Below are 18,926 nucleotides of genomic sequence, written 5' to 3' on the forward strand. Positions count from 1 at the left end.
ATAAAGCGGGGTGTCGGAGAGGAACTTGGCGGGTAGCGCATCTTTCTTTACGGTCAACCAGCAAGGTGTTAAATTGATCACGTTTCCAGCAATTCTTTGCCTTGTCGTTTATAATAGAGGCAACAACCGGGAAACGGGTTTTTTCGAAATACTGAAACCATCAGGCGATATGTCTTGTACCTCTATATTGAGACTCTTAAACAGAGACTGGATGCCATTAACCAACTGCGTGTAGATCGCGCACTTGCTGCCATGGGACCTGCTTTCCAACAGGTTTACAGTCTTCTGCCAACATTGCTACATTATCATCACCCGCTGATGCCAGGTTACCTTGAGGGTAACGTTCCACATGGCATTTGCATCTACACGCCTGATGAAACCCAACGTCACTACCTCAACGAACTCGAATTAATGCGCGGCATGCCGCCGCAGAAAACCGATCCGGGTGAATTACCGATAACCGGTCTCTATTCAATGGGCAGCACCTCGTCCGTTGGGCAGAGTTGTTCTTCCGATTTGGATATCTGGGTTTGTCACCAGTCGTGGCTTGATAACGACGAGCGCCAGTTGCTGCAACGTAAATGTAGCGTGCTGGAGAGCTGGGCTGCGTCATTGGGTGTTGAAGTCAGCTTCTTCCTGATTGACGAAAACCGTTTCCGTCACAACGAAAGTGGCAGCCTGGGCGGTGAAGACTGTGGTTCTACACAGCACATTTTGTTGTTGGATGAATTTTATCGTAGCGCTGTGCGCCTGGCCGGGAAACGTATTCTCTGGAGTATGGTTCCGGGCGATGAAGAAGATCATTATGACGATTACGTCATGAGCCTCTACTCGCAGGGCGTGCTTACGCCAAACGAGTGGCTGGATCTCGGTGGTCTGAGTTCCCTGTCGGCGGAAGAGTACTTTGGTGCCAGCCTTTGGCAGCTGTATAAAAGTATCGATTCCCCCTATAAAGCCGTGCTGAAAACGCTGTTGCTGGAAGCTTATTCCTGGGAATATCCGTACACCCGTTTGCTGGCAAAAGACATTAAACAGCGTTTGCATGATGGCGAGATAGTCTCATTTGGGCTTGATCCTTACTGCATGATGCTGGAGCGCGTGACCCACTATCTCACGCAAATCGAAGACACCGCGCGTCTGGATTTAGTGCGCCGCTGCTTCTATCTGAAAGTGTGTGAAAAACTTTCCCGTGAACGTGCCTGCGTGGGCTGGCGTCGTGAAGTCTTAAGCCAACTGGTCAAAGATTGGGGCTGGGATGAACCACGTCTGGCGATGCTGGATAACCGCGCCAACTGGAAAATTGACCAGGTTCGCGATGCACATAACGAGCTGCTGGATGCGATGATGCAAAGCTATCGCAACCTGATTCGTTTCGCGCGCCGCAATAACCTGAGCGTCAGTGCAAGCCCACAAGATATCGGGGTGTTGACCCGTAAATTGTATGCGGCGTTTGAAGCGCTGCCGGGCAAAGTGACATTGGTTAACCCGCAGATCTCTCCTGATCTGTCCGAGCCAAATCTGACCTTCATCCATGTGCCGCCGGGCCGTGCCAACCGTTCTGGCTGGTATCTGTACAACCGCGCACCGAACATGGATTCCATCATCAGCCATCAACCGCTGGAATATAACCGTTATCTTAATAAGCTGGTGGCCTGGGCCTACTTTAATGGCCTGCTGACTTCTCGCACCCGTCTGTTTATTAAGGGCAACGGCATTTGTGATTTGCCTAAACTGCAGGAAATGGTTGCCGACGTTTCGCACCACTTCCCGCTGCGTTTGCCTGCGCCAAGCGCCAAAGCGTTGTATAGCCCCTGTGAAATTCGTCATCTGGCGATCATCGTGAATCTTGAATACGACCCGACGGCGGCATTCCGCAATCAGGTTGTTCATTTCGATTTCCGTAAGCTGGATGTGTTCAGTTTCGGGCAGCAACAGCAGTGCCTGGTGGGAAGCGTCGATTTGCTTTACCGCAACTCATGGAATGAAGTGCGTACGCTGCACTTCAACGGTGAACAGTCCATGATTGAAGCGCTGAAAACCATTCTGGGCAAAATGCACCAGGATGCCGCGCCGCCTGATAGCGTTGAAGTTTTCTGCTATAGCCAACATCTACGTGGGCTGATCCGCACCCGTGTCCAGCAACTGGTTTCTGAATGTATCGACTTCCGTTTGTCGAGCACTCGCCAGGAACCAGGTCGCTTTAAAGCGCTGCGTATTTCTGGTCAAACGTGGGGGCTGTTCTTCGAACGCCTGAGCGTATCGGTGCAAAAACTTGAAAATGCGGTCGATTTCTACGGCGCGATTTCGCATAACAAACTGCATGGTTTGTCGGTACAAGTTGAAACCAACCAGGTTCAACTGCCGCCGGTAGTAGATGGCTTTGCCAGCGAAGGGATCATTCAGTTCTTCTTTGAAGAAGCGAATGAGGATCAGGGATTCAATATCTACATTCTTGATGAGAGCAACCGGGCAGAGGTGTATCACCATTGCGAAGGGAGCAAAGAAGATTTAGTGCGTGACGTTAGCCGTTTCTACTCTTCGTCCCACGACCGCTTTACCTACGGCTCAAGCTTTATCAACTTCAACTTGCCGCAGTTCTATCAGATCGTGAAAGTGGAAGGTCGCTCTCAGGTCATTCCGTTCCGTAACCAGGCGATTACAGCAGCGACGCCAGCTAATCATGACGATAGCTCAACACCGCTGCTTCAGCAGTACAGCAATAGCTAGCTAAAGCTCACCGGCTCTCCAGCTTGCTGGGTGCAAGCTTCTTCCAGCAATGCCCAAAACTCAGCACCGCTGCGGTCACAAATCCATTGATCCCCTTTCAGGTTAAAATGGTAGCCGCCGCTTTTGGTTGCCAGCCAGACCTGATGTAGAGGTTCCTGGCGATTGATAATAATCTTGCTGCGGTTCTCAAAACTCAGGCTCAACACGCCGCCATTGATTTCGCAATCAATGTCGCTGTCACCATCCCAGTCATCCAGGCGTTCTTCAATTGTTGACCACAGGCCGTCGCACATGCGATGAAATTCACTGTCGTTCATATCTGTTTCTCAGTTGTTCGTCTTCACGGCAGTATAGCAACAGTCGCGAATAGAAAAGAGTATTGCTTTTCAGGGATCACCTGCGATGATAGAAGGCAGAATATTGAATTACAGGCATCTCAATAATGAAGAAAATTTTCTGCCCACTAGCATTTATGCTGGCACTTTTCAGCCTTTCTGGTTGCGGTCTTAAAGGGCCTCTGTACTTTCCACCGGCCGATGGTAAAACCAAACCCGCGACTCAGGTCACTTCTGAGAAACAGACCCAACCGGCGACGCCAGACCGTAATAACCGTGGTACGGATAACGCACCGACTCAGGTTGTCTACTAGTTAACTATCGATAAGTAGCCGCGTATATGGAGCAGAAGATGCAGTTTTCGAAGATGCATGGCCTTGGCAATGACTTTATGGTCGTCGACGCGGTGACTCAAAACGTCTATTTCTCCCCTGAACTGATTCGCCGTCTGGCTGACAGGCATTTGGGAGTGGGTTTCGATCAGTTGCTGGTGGTTGAACCGCCGTACGATCCTGACCTGGATTTCCATTACCGTATTTTCAATGCCGATGGCAGCGAAGTTTCCCAATGTGGCAATGGTGCGCGTTGTTTTGCGCGTTTTGTGCGCCTGAAAGGGCTGACTAACAAACGCGATATTCGCGTCAGTACCGCCAATGGCCGCATGGTGCTCAGCGTAACTGAAGATGAGCTGGTGCGCGTGAATATGGGTGAGCCGAATTTCGAGCCATCCGAAGTGCCGTTCCGCGCAAACAAAGCGGAAAAGACCTATATTATGCGTGCCGCCGAACAAACCATTATGTGTGGCGTCGTATCGATGGGTAACCCGCACTGCGTTATTCAGGTCGATGATGTGACGACCGCCGCGGTGGAAACATTGGGGCCGGTAATGGAAAACCATGAGCGTTTCCCGGAGCGTGCGAACATTGGCTTTATGCAGGTCGTGACGAAAGAACATATCCGCCTGCGTGTCTATGAGCGCGGTGCTGGGGAAACTCAAGCTTGTGGTAGTGGAGCTTGCGGCGCAGTTGCCGTGGGCATCTTGCAAGGAATACTTGCGGAACAGGTTCGCGTAGAGCTGCCTGGTGGCCGTCTTGATATCGCCTGGAAAGGGCCGGGAACTCCGCTATTTATGACCGGTCCGGCGGCCCACGTCTATGATGGATTTATACATCTATGAAGAACGCCGAGGAACAGCAGGAAGCCGTACTGGAACTGGATGATCGCGTTGTGGCGGAGTATCTGCTACGTCATCCCGATTTCTTTATTCGTAACGCCCAGCATGTAGAACAGATGCAAGTGCCGCACCCGGTACGCGGTACTGTGTCGTTGGTTGAGTGGCATATGGCGCGTAGCCGTAATCACATCAATTTTCTTGAAGAAAACATGAGCTTGTTGATGGAACAGGCGAGTGCCAACGAAGGGCTTTTCTATCGCTTACTGAAATTGCAGGGCCGCCTGGCTTCTGCCACCAGTTTGCAGGACATGCTCAACCGTCTGCACCGTTGGGCGCGTGAAATGGGTCTGGCTGGCGCGAATGTGCGTCTGTTTGCTGACCGTTGGCGGATTGGTGCTCCTTCTGATTTTACTCATCTGGCGCTGAATCGGCAGGCTTTCGAGCCGCTTCGCATTCAACGCCTTGGCGACCGACAGCATTACCTCGGGTCGCTGAATGGCCCTGAATTACTGGTTGTTTTGCCGCAGGCGAAAGCCATTGGTTCCGTGGCTGTGTCTCTGATGGGAAGTGATGCGGATTTAGGTGTGCTGGTGTTCAGTAGCCGCGATCCTCAGCATTACCAGGAAGGGCAAGGCACGCAATTACTGCATGAACTGGCGCTGATGCTCCCTGACCTTCTGGAGCGTTGGATCGAGCGAGTATGACCGCTTCCCCGCTGCAATCCTCGGTCGATGCCTTTTTGCGCTACCTGAAAGTAGAGCGCCAGCTAAGCCCGCTGACGTTAGTCAATTATGGCCGTCAGCTGGCGGCGATTATCGCTCTTGCTGCTGAAATGAAGTTGAACTCCTGGCAACAGTGCGACGCCGCAGCGGTTCGTTCAATCACTGTTCGCAGCCGCAAGGCCGGTCTTGGGCCATCAAGCCTGGCATTACGTCTTTCTGCGCTCCGTAGTTTCTTTGACTGGAGTGTCAGCCAGGGCGTACTCAAAGCCAATCCTGCAAAAGGGATTTCCACGCCGAAAGCGGGTCGCCACCTGCCAAAAAATATCGACGTCGATGACGTGAACCGTCTGCTGGATATCGATATTAACGATCCCCTGGCCGTGCGCGACAGAGCAATGCTGGAAGTCATGTACGGCGCGGGGCTGCGTCTTTCTGAGCTGGTAAATATGGATTGCCGTCATATCGACCTGACGACTGGCGAAGTCTGGGTGATGGGGAAAGGCAGCAAAGAGCGTCGCGTTCCGGTGGGGAAATCAGCGGTCCTTTGGGTGGAGCATTGGCTGGATTTACGTGAGCTTTTTGGCCCGGATGACGATGCGTTGTTTCTCTCAAAACAAGGGAAGCGTATTTCGACACGCAACGTCCAGAAACGCTTTAGTGAGTGGGGGATAAAACAGGGGCTGAACAGCCATGTCCATCCACACAAACTGCGTCACTCATTCGCCACGCATATGCTGGAGTCCAGCGGTGATTTGCGCGGCGTGCAAGAGTTATTGGGCCACGCGAATCTTTCCACGACGCAAATCTATACCCATCTCGACTTCCAACACTTAGCCTCAGTGTATGATGCTGCGCATCCACGCGCTAAACGAGGGAAATCGTAATGCATTTTTACCGTCCATTAGGGACTATTGCCGCGCTCACTTTTGATCTCGACGATACGCTTTATGACAACCGTGACGTGATTTTGCGTACTGAGCGGGAATCCATGAGCTTCGTGCAGAATTACCATCCGAAGCTTAGCCATCTGCAACGTCCCGATTTTTTGCGGATTCGACATGCGCTACGCCTGGCCGAACCGGAAATTTACCACGATGTCACTGAGTGGCGTCGCCGTGCGGTTGAACAAGCGATGTTAGACGTTGGCCTCTCAGCCGAAGAGGCCTCTGCGGGTGCACAGGCGTCGATGGAGAACTTCGCCCGCTGGCGTAGTCAAATCGACGTGCCGCAAGAGACACACGACACATTAGCCGCACTCGCTGAAAAATGGCCGCTGGTGGCGATCACCAACGGTAACGCCGAACCCCATCTTTTTGGACTTGATCACTACTTCAAATTTGTCCTGCGAGCCGGTCCTCATGGGCGTTCCAAACCCTTCAACGATATGTATCATTTGGCCGCTGAAAAGCTGAATGTTCCGCTCGGCCATATCCTGCATGTAGGCGATGACCTGACGACTGATGTCGCAGGGGCGATTCGCAGCGGATTACAGGCATGCTGGATAAACCTGTGTGATGGCGACCTGATGCAGATTGATGACAGCCGTTTATTGCCACATCTGGAAATTTCGCAGTTGGCATCCCTCACCGCGCTGATATAATCTGATTAATTCTGTATAAAATCACAGTATATTTTTATCTCCTCAACGGCGGTGCCAATGGACGTTTCTTACCTGCTAGATAGCCTTAACGATAAACAGCGCGAAGCCGTCGCAGCCACGCGCAGCAACATGCTGGTGCTGGCTGGAGCGGGCAGTGGTAAGACACGCGTATTGGTTCACCGTATTGCCTGGCTCATTAGCGTCGAAAATTGCTCGCCGTATTCCATTATGGCAGTGACGTTTACCAACAAAGCGGCAGCAGAAATGCGCCACCGTATTGGCCAGTTGATGGGAACCAGCCAGGGAGGGATGTGGGTCGGTACTTTCCACGGCCTTGCACATCGCTTGCTGCGCGCGCATCACATGGATGCGAATCTGCCGCAGGATTTCCAAATCCTCGACAGCGAAGATCAGCTGCGCCTGTTAAAACGCCTGATCAAAGCCATGAATCTTGATGACAAACAGTGGCCTGCACGCCAGGCTATGTGGTTTATCAATGGCAAGAAAGACGAAGGGTTACGTCCACATCACATTGAAAGTTATGGCAATCCAGTAGAACAAACCTGGCAGAAAGTTTATCAGGCCTATCAGGAAGCCTGTGACCGCGCGGGTTTGCTGGATTTCGCCGAGCTGCTGCTGCGTGCTCATGAGCTGTGGCTGAACAAACCGCACATTCTTAATCACTATCGCGAACGCTTCACCAACATTCTGGTGGACGAATTCCAGGATACCAACAGCATTCAGTACGCGTGGATCCGGATGCTGGCGGGCGATACCGGCAAAGTGATGATCGTGGGTGATGATGACCAGTCCATTTATGGCTGGCGTGGCGCGCAGGTTGAGAACATCCAACGCTTCCTGACGGATTTCCCTGGCGCACAAACGATTCGCCTTGAGCAAAACTACCGTTCCACCAACAACATCCTGAATGCCGCCAACGCCCTGATTGCCAACAACTCAGGTCGTCTGGGTAAAGAGCTATGGACAGATGGCAGCGACGGCGAACCTATCTCACTTTACTGTGCTTTTAACGAGCTCGACGAAGCCCGTTTCGTGGTTAATCGTATCAAGACATGGCAGGAAAATGGCGGGGCGCTTGAGCAATGCGCCATTCTTTACCGTAGCAACGCCCAGTCGCGTGTTCTGGAAGAAGCGTTATTGCAGGTCAGCATGCCGTACCGTATTTACGGCGGGATGCGATTCTTCGAACGCCAGGAAATCAAAGATGCGCTCTCGTATCTGCGTTTGATTGCCAACCGTAATGACGACGCCGCATTCGAGCGCGTGGTTAACACCCCAACGCGTGGCATTGGCGATCGCACGTTAGATGTCGTGCGCCAGACTTCGCGCGATAAACAACTGACTTTGTGGCAATCCTGTCGTTTGCTCCTGCAAGAAAAAGCGCTGGCGGGGCGTGCGGCTTCAGCGCTGCAACGCTTTATGGAGCTTATCGACGCGCTGGCCCATGAAACCATTGATATGCCGCTGCACGTCCAGACCGACCGGGTGATTAAAGACTCGGGCCTGATGGTGATGTACGAGCAAGAGAAGGGCGAGAAAGGCCAGACGCGTATCGAAAACTTAGAAGAACTTGTTACGGCAACGCGCCAGTTCAGTTACCAGGATGAAGACGAAGACCTGATGCCATTGCAGGCATTCCTGTCTCATGCGGCGCTTGAAGCGGGCGAAGGGCAAGCCGATACCTGGCAAGACGCGGTGCAATTAATGACGTTGCACTCGGCGAAAGGTCTGGAGTTCCCACAGGTGTTTATCGTCGGCATGGAAGAAGGCATGTTCCCAAGCCAGATGTCGCTGGATGAAGGCGGGCGCCTGGAAGAAGAACGTCGCCTGGCGTATGTCGGCGTGACGCGTGCGATGCAAAAACTCACTATCACTTACGCCGAAACGCGTCGTCTGTATGGCAAAGAGGTGTATCACCGTCCATCACGCTTCATTGGTGAACTACCTGAAAACTGTGTAGAAGAAGTTCGCTTGCGAGCCAGCATCAGCCGTCCGGTTAGCCATCAACGTATGGGAACACCTATCTCCGAGAATGATTCTGGGTTTAGCCTGGGTCAGCGTGTGCGCCATGCGAAGTTTGGTGAAGGCACTATTGTTAATCTGGAAGGCAGTGGTGAACATAGCCGGGTTCAGGTGGCATTCCCGGGGCAGGGAATTAAGTGGTTAGTGGCCGCTTATGCGCGCCTGGAAACGGTCTAAGTTATCGAAAAATCTCATGGTTTTTTACACATTTGCTACCCTATAAACACCACGGGAATTAATTAGTCCATGGTGTCCCGTTGCGTGTTGACGCCATATTTGTGGTGGCGTAACATGCGCGCACGATTACGCTAAGAGGACACTCGCCTTGGACACACCCAGTAAATACTGGCTCAATTACCTGTCATCCAGGTACAACTTCTAAGGCTATCCTCTTATGCTGATAGCCTTAGTGGTTGTCGGCGACCCCATATCTCGCATATCCCGTCGCAGTGAGTCAGACTTTTTAATGGTCTGAAACCTATTTCGTTTCTGTCTGTGTGCCAACCGAACTGTCCCTGATATTTTTTTGCATTGGGAGTACCGGTCATGCTGAGCGCATTTCAACTGGAAAACAATCGTCTGTCCCGTCTCGAATTAGATGAGGCCGATAACCTGAGCAATTCCGTGTGGGTTGATCTGGTTGAGCCTGAAGAGTCTGAGCGGCAGCGCGTGCAAACGGAACTTGGACAAAGCCTGGCGACTCGCCCGGAACTGGAAGACATCGAAGCATCCGCGCGTTTCTTTGAAGACGAAGACGGTTTACACATTCACTCATTCTTCTTTTATGAAGATGCAGACGATCACGCAGGTAACAGCACCGTGGCATTCACCATCCGTGAAGGCCGCCTGTTTACGCTGCGCGAACGTGAATTACCTGCATTCCGCCTTTATCGTATGCGTGCCCGTAGCCAGAACATGGTTGATGGCAACGCTTACGAATTACTGCTCGATCTGTTTGAAACCAAAATCGAACAGCTGGCAGATGAAATCGAAAATATTTATAGCGACCTCGAAAAACTCAGCCGCGTGATTATGGAAGGGCATCAGGGCGATGAATATGACGCCGCGCTTTCCACGCTTGCAGAACTGGAAGATATCGGCTGGAAAGTGCGTTTGTGTCTGATGGATACCCAACGCGCCCTTAACTTCCTGGTGCGTAAAGCGCGTTTACCGAGTGGGCAGCTTGAGCAGGCGCGTGAAATCCTGCGCGATATCGAATCCCTGTTGCCACACAACGAATCGTTGTTCCAGAAGGTTAACTTCCTGATGCAGGCGGCGATGGGCTTTATCAACATCGAGCAGAACCGCATCATCAAGATCTTCTCGGTGGTATCCGTCGTGTTCCTGCCGCCTACGCTTGTGGCGTCCAGCTACGGGATGAACTTCGAGTTTATGCCTGAGCTAAAACTGAGCTTCGGTTATCCTGCGGCGATTATCGTAATGATCCTGGCCGGGCTTGCGCCGTACCTGTACTTCAAACGTAAGAACTGGTTGTAATGTTTTCCCCCTCGCCCCTTTGGGGAGAGGGCCGGGGTGAGGGGAACAATCCAGGATGGTGCTAGCGTCATCCACCGTCAGGCTATTTTGCGCAGCTTACGCTGCGTATAAACCGCATCAAGAATAAACAATGCCAGCGCCGCCCAGATAAAGCCAAATGTCAGCAACTTATCTTTGCCCACCACTTCACCGTAGAAGGTCACCGCCAGCAGGAACATCAACGTCGGGCCAATGTACTGGAAGAAACCCAGTGTCGAGAGGCGCAAGCGTGTTGCCGCTGCAGTGAAACACAGTAATGGAATGGTGGTGACAACGCCCGCCGCGATCAGCAGTAAATTCAGCGACATTGGATTTTGCCCCATATGGCTGGTCGAACTATCGGCAAAGCCGAACAGATAAATAGCAGCAATCGGCAGCAGCCAGAGCGTTTCAACCAACATACCGGTTTGTGCATCAACGGCGATTTTCTTACGCACCAGCCCGTAAAACGCGAAGCTGAATGCCAGACCGAGGGCGATAACGGGCAAAGAGCCAAATGTCCATAACTGCACCAGAACACCACAACCTGCCAGCGCTACAGCAACCCACTGCATTCTGCGGAACCGTTCACCCAGGAAGATCATCCCCAGTAGCACGTTAACTAACGGGTTAATGAAATAGCCAAGGCTCGCTTCAAGCATGTGGTTGTTATTCACCGCCCAGATAAATAGCAGCCAGTTCCCGCCGATAAGCACCGCAGACAGTGCCATGGCAAAAACCTTCTTGCGGTTTTGACAGGATTTTTTCACCTGCGACCATTGGCGGCTCAGGCTAATCAACACCACCATAAAGAAGAATGACCAAATCACACGGTGTGTGAGAATTTCATCAGCTGGAACGTAGTGGATTAATTTGAAATAAGCAGGCGCGATGCCCCAAATAAAATACGCCGCCAGCGCAAGTAACACGCCCTGGCGGGTCTGTTTCGCATCCATGAAAAGAACTCGTTGATCAATAGTGTCCTAATTGTATCAGCTATAACGACTTCACCCCACCATGTAGGTAGCGGTGGCACTGGCGATATGCAGTTGATCTTCGTTATGTAATTCCACACGAGCAACCGCCACTTTATTCCCGGCCCGCAGCAGGCTGCTGCTGGCGGTAAAGCGTTGTCCACGCCCCGGACGCAGGTAATCGACACGTAAGTCGATAGTGCCCATTTTCGACAGCCGCTGACGCAGTTCTTCTTCGCTAATACTGTCGTGGCGAGTCAGCGTACTACCGACGCAAACCAGGCCGGCCGCGACGTCCAGAGAAGAAGCAATGACTCCCCCATGCAAAATACTTTGCGCCCAATTCCCGACCATCATCGGCTGATTATTAAAGCTGAGTTCAGCGTAGTCTTTTTCGTATCGTATGAGTTCCAGACCCAGCGCGCGGTTAAACGGCATGTGATAAACAAAAATCTCACCGACCAATTGCAGGGCGGCTTCCGGGGTCAGAAATGGGGTAGACATGGATCATCCTCGATCAAAACAAAGTCAGTATGTTAATGGCTTGTTTATATTATGCTTCGAAATCGTTGATTTCCACTTTAAGAAATGTAGACAGAGCTTGCACATCCATATCTATGTAGAATGTGTCTGAGAAAATAATTTGAAACCTTTTAGTTCAGGAGAATATTGCTAATGCGCAAGTTTCTGGGATGGTTGGTGTCCGCAAGCCTGTTGCCTCTGACTGCTTACGCACAAGAAGCAACGATTAAAAAAGTGCATGATAAGCCTGCTGTTCGCGGCAGCATTATCGCCAATATGCTTCTGGAGCACGATAATCCATTTACACTTTATCCGTATGAAACCAACTATTTACTTTATACGGTGACAGACGACCTCAATAAAGAAGCGATTGAAACGTACAACTGGTCTGATAACGCCAGAAAAGACGAAGTGAAATTCCAGCTTAGCCTCGCGTTCCCCATCTGGCGTGGCATTCTGGGGTCAAACTCGGTGTTGGGCGCGTCCTACACTCAGAAATCCTGGTGGCAGTTATCCAACAGTGCTGAGTCTGCACCTTTCCGTGAAACCAACTACGAGCCGCAAGTTTTCCTCGGTTTCGCGACAGATGAATCCTTCGCTGGTTGGACATTACGTGATGTCGAATTTGGTTATAATCACGATTCCAATGGCCGTTCAGACCCGACTTCCCGTAGCTGGAACCGTTTATATGCGCGTCTGATGGCGGAAAACGGCAACTGGATGGTGGAAGCGAAGCCGTGGTATGTGATTGGCAACACCGAAGATAACCCTGATATCACCAAATATATGGGCTACTACCAGCTGCGAGTGGGCTACCAATTTGGCGATGCGATTCTGAGCATGAAGGGCCAGTACAACTGGAATACCGGTTATGGCGGCGCGGAATTAGGCTTTAGTTATCCGGTCACTAAACACGTTCGTCTGTATAGCCAATTGTACAGTGGCTATGGCGAATCATTAATTGATTACAACTTTAACCAGACACGCTTTGGTGTCGGCGTTATGCTTAACGATCTGTTCTAAAAATTCGGCGGTTTTTGTGGTGGGGAAAGCGTGACTCAGGCGGAAGTAATTAATCAGGCAGTGCTGGCCAGACAGGTTTTGCAGGATACTTTTGGCTATCAACAGTTCCGCCCGGGTCAGGAAACCATCATCGAAACGGTGCTGGATGGTCGTGATTGCCTGGTTGTCATGCCGACTGGCGGTGGCAAATCGCTGTGCTATCAAATCCCGGCATTGGTATTTGGCGGGTTGACTGTCGTCGTTTCCCCGCTGATTTCGCTGATGAAAGACCAGGTCGATCAACTGCTGGCAAACGGTGTGGCGGCGGCCTGTCTTAACTCCACGCAAAGCCGCGAACAGCAACAAGAGGTGCTCGCGGGGTGCCGCACTGGGCAAATTCGTCTGCTCTACATCGCCCCCGAACGATTGATGATGGATAACTTCATCGATCAAATCAGCCATTGGCATCTCTCGATGGTGGCGGTCGATGAAGCGCACTGTATTTCGCAATGGGGTCACGATTTCCGACCTGAATATGCCGCACTGGGGCAGTTGCGTGAGCGCCTGCCCACGGTACCGTTTATCGCCCTCACGGCTACCGCTGACGACACGACTCGTGCTGACATTGTTCGTCTGTTAGGTCTGCACGACCCGTTCATCGAGATCAGCAGTTTTGACCGCCCCAACATTCGCTACATGCTGATGGAGAAGTTTAAACCTCTCGATCAGCTGATGCGCTACGTGCAAGAACAGCGTGGCAAATCCGGCATTATCTACTGCAACAGCCGCGCCAAAGTCGAAGATACCGCTGCACGTTTGCAAAGCAAAGGGATCAGCGCTGGTGCTTATCACGCCGGGCTTGAGCATCAGGTGCGTGCTGAAGTTCAGGAAAAATTCCAGCGTGACGACCTGCAAATCGTGGTCGCGACCGTGGCGTTTGGCATGGGCATCAATAAGCCTAACGTGCGTTTTGTCGCCCACTTCGACATCCCGCGCAATATCGAATCCTACTATCAGGAAACAGGGCGCGCCGGGCGTGACGGCCTGCCGGCGGAAGCCATGTTGTTTTACGACCCGGCTGATATGGCCTGGCTTCGCAAATGCTTAGAAGAAAAACCCCTAGGGCAATTACAGGATATTGAGCGCCACAAACTCAATGCGATGGGAGCATTTGCCGAAGCGCAAACTTGCCGTCGCCTGGTGTTGCTCAATTACTTTGGCGAAGGTCGCCAGCAATCTTGCGGCAACTGTGATATTTGCCTCGATCCCCCGCGCCGTTACGACGGGCTGGTGGACGCACAAAAAGCGCTGTCGTGTATTTATCGCGTCAATCAGCGCTTTGGTATGGGTTATGTGGTTGAAGTCCTGCGTGGCGCTAACAACCAGCGTATCCGCGATTTACAACACGACAAATTGCCGGTCTACGGTATTGGCCGTGACCAGACGCACGAACATTGGGTCAGCGTTATCCGCCAGTTGATTCACCTCGGCGTGGTGATGCAAAACATCGCTCAGCACTCCGCTTTGCAACTCACCGCCGCGGCTCGCCCATATTTACGTGGCGAAGAACCGTTAATGCTGGCGGTGCCGCGCATTGTGGCCATCAAATCGAAATCCAGCCCGAAAGTCTTCAGCGGGAACTACGACCGCAAGCTGTTCGCCAAACTGCGCAAGCTGCGTAAAGCCATTGCCGATGAAGAAAACATCCCACCTTATGTGGTGTTCAACGACGCCACCTTGATCGAAATGGCCGAGCAAATGCCACTGTCGCCAGGTGAAATGCTGGGAGTGAACGGTGTGGGTACGCGTAAGCTCGAACGCTTTGGTCGTGAGTTCATGGCACTTATTCGCAGCCATGTGGATGGCGAAGATGAGTAGTAGCCAGTACCCGTCATTCTTCAAGCTGCAGGGGTGTTGGCTGCAACTCGAGTTATTTAGGGTATAGTTATTCTCCAGATAATAATCCAGCGAGTTATTTCCTATGTTGACGCTTTTTCTGACCGTGGCGGTATTGCATATCGTTGCGTTGGTCACTCCCGGCCCTGACTTCTTTTTTGTTTCACAGACCGCGGTTAGCCGTTCCCGTAAAGAAGCCATGATGGGCGTGTTGGGCATTACCGGCGGCGTAATGGTTTGGTCAGGAGTGGCGCTGCTCGGCCTTAATCTGATCCTCGAAAAAATGGCGTGGCTACACAGTATTATTATGGTCGGCGGCGGTTTATATCTGTGCTGGATGGGTTATCAGATGCTGCGCAGTGCCTTCAAAAAAGAAACGGGTAAGCCGACGGAAGAGGTCAGTGTTGAGTTGGCTCGCAGCGGACGTAGCTTCCTGAAGGGCTTGCTGACTAATCTCTCGAATCCTAAAGCCATCATTTATTTCGGCAGCGTGTTTTCACTGTTTGTCAGCAATGATGTTGGCAGCGCAGAGCGTTGGGGGTTATTCGTTATGATTGCTCTGGAAACCTTTGTCTGGTTTACCGTTGTTGCCAGCTTGTTCGCATTGCCGCAAATGCGCCGGGGTTACCAGCGCCTTGCGAAATGGATTGACGGTGTGGCCGGTGCTCTGTTCGCCGGATTCGGTATCCACCTGATTATTTCCCGCTAAAGTTCCGCTCAAAAGTTAGGCCTGGCGTGCTCCCGCGAGGAGTGCGCCAACCAGCATGAACAGTGAACCAAACACGCGGTTCAGCGCTTTCATCTGACGTGGTCCTTTGATCCAGCCCGCAATTCGCGTCGCAAGCGTCGCATAGCCAATCATCACAATAATATCGACCACCACCGTGGTGACGCCGAGTATCAAATACTGCGCCGCTTGTGGCTGATGGGGGGCGATAAATTGCGGGAAAAGTGCCGCGAGAAACACAATGCTCTTCGGATTGGTCAGATTGACAAAAATCGCACGCTTAAACAGGCGGCTACGTGGCTGGCTGGCGGCTATGGTATTTAAATCAATCGCCCCTGCGGCGCGCCATTGCTGAATGCCCAACCAAACAAGATAAGCAGCACCGGCCCATTTCAGTATTTCAAACGCCAGCAATGAATGCGAAAAGATTGCCCCCAGGCCAATACCTACCAGCACGATATGAATTGCCAGACCGGTTTGCAGACCTGCAATAGACGCAGCTGCGCCACGATAGCCATGGCTGATGGCGGTGGTCATGGTATTAATCGCCCCGGAACCGGGTGAAAGACTCAGAATTATCGTGGTCAGAAGATAGGTTAACCACCACTCAACGCTCATGTGAAATTCCCTGATCGAACACTTTTATGCCACAATACGCTATTGTTGATGAGCGTGCTACGAATCACAAAAAAGCGAAATGACTCAGCATAAAAATGGATGGTTAACCAGGGAAAATGCCTTTGCGGCTTTCACCACGGGTTCTTTAATGGACTTCTGGCGTCAGCGCGAAGAGTGTGAATTTTCAGGCGTCGACGAAGTGCCAGTACGCTATGTACGGTTTCGCTCGGAGAATCACGATCGGGTGATTGTTGTTTGTCCTGGGCGTATCGAAAGCTACGTCAAATATGCTGAATTGGCTTATGACTTGTTCCATTGTGGATTCGATATTTTAATCATCGACCATCGTGGGCAAGGGCGTTCCGGGCGCATGCTATCGGATTCACATCGCGGCCATGTAGCGAAGTTTAGCGACTATGTCGACGATTTTGATCGTTTTTATCAGCATGAAGTCGCCGCAGGACCATGGAGAAAACGCTACGCGTTAGCGCATTCCATGGGCGGAGCGATTATCACGCTGTGGCTGGAAAAACACTCACAATGCTTTGATGCCGTTGCGCTGTGTGCACCTATGTTTGGCATCGCCTTGCGCTGGCCTGACTGGATGGTTCGCCACATTCTTGACTGGGCGGAAGGTCATCAACGTTTTCGTGAGGGATATGCAATCGGAACAGGCCGCTGGCGCGCATTACCATTTAGCGTTAATGTCCTGACCCATAGCCGTGAACGTTACCGCCGTAACCTACGTTTTTATGCTGACGAGCCAGCATTGCGGGTGGGGGGGCCAACGAATCACTGGGTACGAGAAGGGATACTCGCAGGAGAACAGGTTTTAGCAGGGGCCACTGCCATTACCACGCCGATTTTTATCCTGCAGGCAGAAGAGGAACGCGTCGTTGATAATCGTGCGCATGACCAATTCTGTGAACTTCGAGCCGCGGCGGGCAACCCTTGTGAGGGGGAAAAACCTTACGTCATAAACGGTGCGTATCATGAGATCCTGTTCGAAAAGGACGATATGCGGACTGAAGCGCTGAATGCCATTATCGCGTTTTTCGATAGGCATAATTAATCTGAATTCAACACCAGAGGTTCCAAATCCTATGTACCATGTCGTTGCGTCTGACTTAGATGGCACGTTGTTGTCCCCCGATCACCTGCTTACCCCGTACGCCAAAGAAACGCTGAAATTGCTCACCGCGGAAGGTGTCCATTTCGTCTTTGCCACGGGCCGTCACCATATCGATGTGGGGCAAATCCGCGATAACCTCGAAATCAAAGCCTACATGATCACCTCCAACGGTGCGCGTGTGCATGATACTGACGGCAACCTGGTGTTCAGCCACGATCTTGACCAGGATATCGCCCATGATCTGTTTGGTGTTGTGCATAATAGTCCCGATATCGTGACCAACGTCTATCGCGGCGACGAATGGTTTATGAACCGTCATCGCCCTGAAGAGATGAAATATTTTAAAGAGGCCGTATTTAATTACACCCTGTTTGAGCCAGGTTTGTTAGATGCCGACGGCGTCAGCAAAGTGTTCTTCACCTGCGATTCGCACGAAAAATTGCTGCCGCTTGAACAAGCGTTGATCGCCCGTTGGGGTGACCGCGTGAATGTAAGCTTCTCAACACTCACCTGCCTGGAAGTAATGGCGGGCGGGGTTTCCAAAGGCCACGCGCTGGAAGCAGTCTCTAAAGCAATGGGTTACAGCCTGAAAGAGTGCATCGCTTTTGGCGATGGCATGAACGACCAGGAAATGCTCTCTATGGCAGGTAAAGGCTGCATCATGGCGAACGCCCATCAGCGCCTGAAAGATTTGCTGCCAGAATTGGAAGTGATTGGCACCAACGCCGATAACGCGGTTCCGCATTACCTGCGTAAGATGTTTTTAGGTAAGGATTAAAAAATCACGTGAAAGCCCATAATATAATTTATGGGCTTTCTACATTCTAATTATCGTTGGCAATTAGTAGAAGCATTTCTATCCAACACAAAAAATATATTAAGATAAAATTTAATGCAGCAATAAGGAAAGTGCATAAATTTTTACTTTTTGATTTCATACTTAAATATAAGTAATGAAAAAATATTACAAACGGGAAGGTTAAAAAAAGAATGTTTTTATCATCCATTACAAAGATAAAATAAACAATCACATTAAATATGTTTACGTCAGAGTGTTGGAAGTATAATAATGTTAGCAATGCTACAGCTTGCCCTAACAGTATGGCTATGTCTGCAATAATTATTCTTTTAAGGAAGTCTTTCATTTCTTTCCGTCTTTTTGATTTTCGTATTCATTCAAAACGTCACTCACAAAATCCTGGCAATTATTTAATATAAATCCATAGTTATTGTCGCTATATTGTTTTCCTTTATTTGGGAAGAGCTCGTTGTCTGGTTTATTTTCAATCATCTCAACTGCTTTTTTCATTCTTTCATCATCATATTTATTTTTCTTACATATATACTCATTTGTTTTGGGTTCGCTAAATAGGCCGTGATCTGCGCCGTAACCAATATCAGTCCCATCATCGAAAAATATATGCTCATGAAAAAGACCTAAGTCGATACCTGTACTACCTGATGTCCTTAAACCGCCTGAACCTTTGAGAGGTCTTGAACAGATTTCAGCTAAACCTAAGGGATCCACAAATAGCAAAGGTTCTAATGGGTAAGCGTAAATATTCCACCCTCCCGCCAACCCGATTGGATCCTGACTGATATACCGTCCCTGAGCCGGGTCATAATAACGGTGCCGGTTATAATGCAGCCCCGATTCTTCATCGTATTGCTGGCCCTGCATTCTCAGTGGTTGATACAGTTGCTGCGGATTGTTTTCGCTGAGGACGTTGCCCCACGGGTCGAGGGTGATATGCCAGTCGATATTCCCCTCGCGATCCACCAGTGCCAGCGGCGTGCCCAGATGGTCGCAGTGGTAGAGGTGGATTTTGCGGTCGTTTTCCGCTTCCGGCTCCAGCCACAGGGCGAGGTTTTCGGCCTTCAGACCGGTGGCGCTGAGGAACTGTCTCGTGTCTTCGCTGAGCTGGTTTCTCCTCAGTTC

The 18,926-nt window shown here is 51.0% G+C and carries 19 protein-coding genes; 14 read left to right on the forward strand and 5 right to left on the reverse strand.

Annotated features, from left to right (window positions below):
• Positions 1-174 precede the first annotated feature (174 nt).
• Complete coding sequence (gene cyaA, locus WBL83_RS12285) at positions 175-2,727, forward strand: class I adenylate cyclase (protein ID WP_424589410.1); 2,553 nt, start codon at positions 175-177, stop codon at positions 2,725-2,727.
• Here cyaA and cyaY read toward each other — a convergent pair.
• Positions 2,724-3,044 carry an iron donor protein CyaY gene (gene cyaY, locus WBL83_RS12290; protein ID WP_424589411.1) on the reverse strand — a complete coding sequence of 107 codons (321 nt, stop codon included), beginning with the start codon at positions 3,042-3,044 and terminating at the stop codon, positions 2,724-2,726. The two genes, cyaA and cyaY, sit on opposite strands and share 4 nt — an antisense overlap.
• Positions 3,045-3,169: 125 nt before the next feature.
• Here cyaY and lptM point away from each other — a divergent pair, with 125 nt between their 5' ends.
• The 8 genes from lptM to corA all read left to right on the forward strand — a co-directional run bounded on the left by lptM (position 3,170) and on the right by corA (position 10,098).
• A complete protein-coding gene (gene lptM, locus WBL83_RS12295; RefSeq protein WP_424589412.1) occupies positions 3,170-3,376 on the forward strand; it encodes an LPS translocon maturation chaperone LptM in 207 nt (68 codons plus the stop codon).
• A 38-nt stretch (positions 3,377-3,414) separates the two neighbouring features.
• On the forward strand, positions 3,415-4,239 hold the full coding sequence (gene dapF, locus WBL83_RS12300) for a diaminopimelate epimerase (RefSeq protein ID WP_424589413.1): 825 nt from the start codon (positions 3,415-3,417) through the stop codon (positions 4,237-4,239).
• Complete coding sequence (locus WBL83_RS12305; protein ID WP_424589414.1) at positions 4,236-4,940, forward strand: DUF484 domain-containing protein; 705 nt, start codon at positions 4,236-4,238, stop codon at positions 4,938-4,940. The genes dapF and WBL83_RS12305 overlap by 4 nt, the downstream gene beginning before the upstream one ends.
• A complete protein-coding gene (gene xerC, locus WBL83_RS12310; protein WP_424589415.1) occupies positions 4,937-5,842 on the forward strand; it encodes a tyrosine recombinase XerC in 906 nt (301 codons plus the stop codon). The genes WBL83_RS12305 and xerC overlap by 4 nt, the downstream gene beginning before the upstream one ends.
• Complete coding sequence (gene yigB / locus WBL83_RS12315; RefSeq protein ID WP_424589416.1) at positions 5,842-6,558, forward strand: 5-amino-6-(5-phospho-D-ribitylamino)uracil phosphatase YigB; 717 nt, start codon at positions 5,842-5,844, stop codon at positions 6,556-6,558. The genes xerC and yigB overlap by 1 nt, the downstream gene beginning before the upstream one ends.
• 57 nt (positions 6,559-6,615) lie before the next feature.
• Complete coding sequence (uvrD, locus tag WBL83_RS12320; RefSeq protein ID WP_424589417.1) at positions 6,616-8,778, forward strand: DNA helicase II; 2,163 nt, start codon at positions 6,616-6,618, stop codon at positions 8,776-8,778.
• A gap of 148 nt (positions 8,779-8,926) precedes the next feature.
• Positions 8,927-8,983 (forward strand): YsgD/CorL family protein, encoded by a 57-nt coding sequence (gene ysgD, locus WBL83_RS12325; protein WP_370451543.1) that lies wholly within the window; start codon positions 8,927-8,929, stop codon positions 8,981-8,983.
• A gap of 164 nt (positions 8,984-9,147) precedes the next feature.
• A complete protein-coding gene (corA, locus tag WBL83_RS12330) occupies positions 9,148-10,098 on the forward strand; it encodes a magnesium/cobalt transporter CorA (RefSeq protein ID WP_034492179.1) in 951 nt (316 codons plus the stop codon).
• Between the two features lie 77 nt (positions 10,099-10,175).
• On the opposite strand, the gene rarD is transcribed toward corA, so the two are convergent.
• Positions 10,176-11,072, reverse strand: a complete 897-nt coding sequence (rarD, locus tag WBL83_RS12335; RefSeq protein WP_424589418.1) for an EamA family transporter RarD — start codon at positions 11,070-11,072, stop codon at positions 10,176-10,178.
• Positions 11,073-11,123: 51 nt separating this feature from the next.
• A complete protein-coding gene (yigI, locus tag WBL83_RS12340; protein WP_424589419.1) occupies positions 11,124-11,594 on the reverse strand; it encodes an acyl-CoA thioesterase YigI in 471 nt (156 codons plus the stop codon).
• Positions 11,595-11,765: 171 nt separating this feature from the next.
• On the opposite strand from yigI, the gene pldA reads away from it, so the two are divergent.
• The 3 genes from pldA (at position 11,766) to rhtC (ending at position 15,219) form a co-directional block, all read left to right on the forward strand.
• Complete coding sequence (gene pldA / locus WBL83_RS12345; RefSeq protein WP_424589420.1) at positions 11,766-12,635, forward strand: phospholipase A; 870 nt, start codon at positions 11,766-11,768, stop codon at positions 12,633-12,635.
• A gap of 30 nt (positions 12,636-12,665) precedes the next feature.
• A complete protein-coding gene (gene recQ / locus WBL83_RS12350) occupies positions 12,666-14,492 on the forward strand; it encodes an ATP-dependent DNA helicase RecQ (RefSeq protein ID WP_424589421.1) in 1,827 nt (608 codons plus the stop codon).
• 103 nt (positions 14,493-14,595) lie between these two features.
• Positions 14,596-15,219 carry a threonine export protein RhtC gene (rhtC, locus tag WBL83_RS12355; RefSeq protein WP_424589422.1) on the forward strand — a complete coding sequence of 208 codons (624 nt, stop codon included), beginning with the start codon at positions 14,596-14,598 and terminating at the stop codon, positions 15,217-15,219.
• A gap of 15 nt (positions 15,220-15,234) precedes the next feature.
• Here rhtC and rhtB read toward each other — a convergent pair whose 3' ends face one another.
• Positions 15,235-15,855 (reverse strand): homoserine/homoserine lactone efflux protein, encoded by a 621-nt coding sequence (rhtB, locus tag WBL83_RS12360; protein WP_424589423.1) that lies wholly within the window; start codon positions 15,853-15,855, stop codon positions 15,235-15,237.
• Between the two features lie 79 nt (positions 15,856-15,934).
• On the opposite strand from rhtB, the gene pldB reads away from it, so the two are divergent.
• Positions 15,935-16,927 (forward strand): lysophospholipase L2, encoded by a 993-nt coding sequence (pldB, locus tag WBL83_RS12365; RefSeq protein ID WP_424589424.1) that lies wholly within the window; start codon positions 15,935-15,937, stop codon positions 16,925-16,927.
• A gap of 31 nt (positions 16,928-16,958) precedes the next feature.
• On the forward strand, positions 16,959-17,765 hold the full coding sequence (yigL, locus tag WBL83_RS12370; protein WP_424589425.1) for a sugar/pyridoxal phosphate phosphatase YigL: 807 nt from the start codon (positions 16,959-16,961) through the stop codon (positions 17,763-17,765).
• 363 nt (positions 17,766-18,128) lie between these two features.
• On the opposite strand, the gene WBL83_RS12375 is transcribed toward yigL, so the two are convergent.
• On the reverse strand, positions 18,129-18,926 hold a 798-nt coding region (locus WBL83_RS12375; protein WP_424589426.1), incomplete at its 5' end, for an RHS repeat-associated core domain-containing protein.

Origin of the sequence: Buttiauxella sp. (assembly GCF_049686335.1) — a bacterium.
Classification (GTDB): Bacteria; Pseudomonadota; Gammaproteobacteria; order Enterobacterales; family Enterobacteriaceae; genus Buttiauxella.

Coding starts and splice junctions, on each gene's coding strand:
- cyaY (WP_424589411.1), bottom strand. CDS start 3,044: ATGAACGACAGTGAATTTCATCGCATGTGCGACGGCCTGTGGTCAACA.
- lptM (WP_424589412.1), top strand. CDS start 3,170: ATGAAGAAAATTTTCTGCCCACTAGCATTTATGCTGGCACTTTTCAGC.
- dapF (WP_424589413.1), top strand. CDS start 3,415: ATGCAGTTTTCGAAGATGCATGGCCTTGGCAATGACTTTATGGTCGTC.
- WBL83_RS12305 (WP_424589414.1), top strand. CDS start 4,236: ATGAAGAACGCCGAGGAACAGCAGGAAGCCGTACTGGAACTGGATGAT.
- xerC (WP_424589415.1), top strand. CDS start 4,937: ATGACCGCTTCCCCGCTGCAATCCTCGGTCGATGCCTTTTTGCGCTAC.
- yigB (WP_424589416.1), top strand. CDS start 5,842: ATGCATTTTTACCGTCCATTAGGGACTATTGCCGCGCTCACTTTTGAT.
- uvrD (WP_424589417.1), top strand. CDS start 6,616: ATGGACGTTTCTTACCTGCTAGATAGCCTTAACGATAAACAGCGCGAA.
- corA (WP_034492179.1), top strand. CDS start 9,148: ATGCTGAGCGCATTTCAACTGGAAAACAATCGTCTGTCCCGTCTCGAA.
- rarD (WP_424589418.1), bottom strand. CDS start 11,072: ATGGATGCGAAACAGACCCGCCAGGGCGTGTTACTTGCGCTGGCGGCG.
- yigI (WP_424589419.1), bottom strand. CDS start 11,594: ATGTCTACCCCATTTCTGACCCCGGAAGCCGCCCTGCAATTGGTCGGT.
- pldA (WP_424589420.1), top strand. CDS start 11,766: ATGCGCAAGTTTCTGGGATGGTTGGTGTCCGCAAGCCTGTTGCCTCTG.
- rhtC (WP_424589422.1), top strand. CDS start 14,596: ATGTTGACGCTTTTTCTGACCGTGGCGGTATTGCATATCGTTGCGTTG.
- rhtB (WP_424589423.1), bottom strand. CDS start 15,855: ATGAGCGTTGAGTGGTGGTTAACCTATCTTCTGACCACGATAATTCTG.
- pldB (WP_424589424.1), top strand. CDS start 15,935: ATGACTCAGCATAAAAATGGATGGTTAACCAGGGAAAATGCCTTTGCG.
- yigL (WP_424589425.1), top strand. CDS start 16,959: ATGTACCATGTCGTTGCGTCTGACTTAGATGGCACGTTGTTGTCCCCC.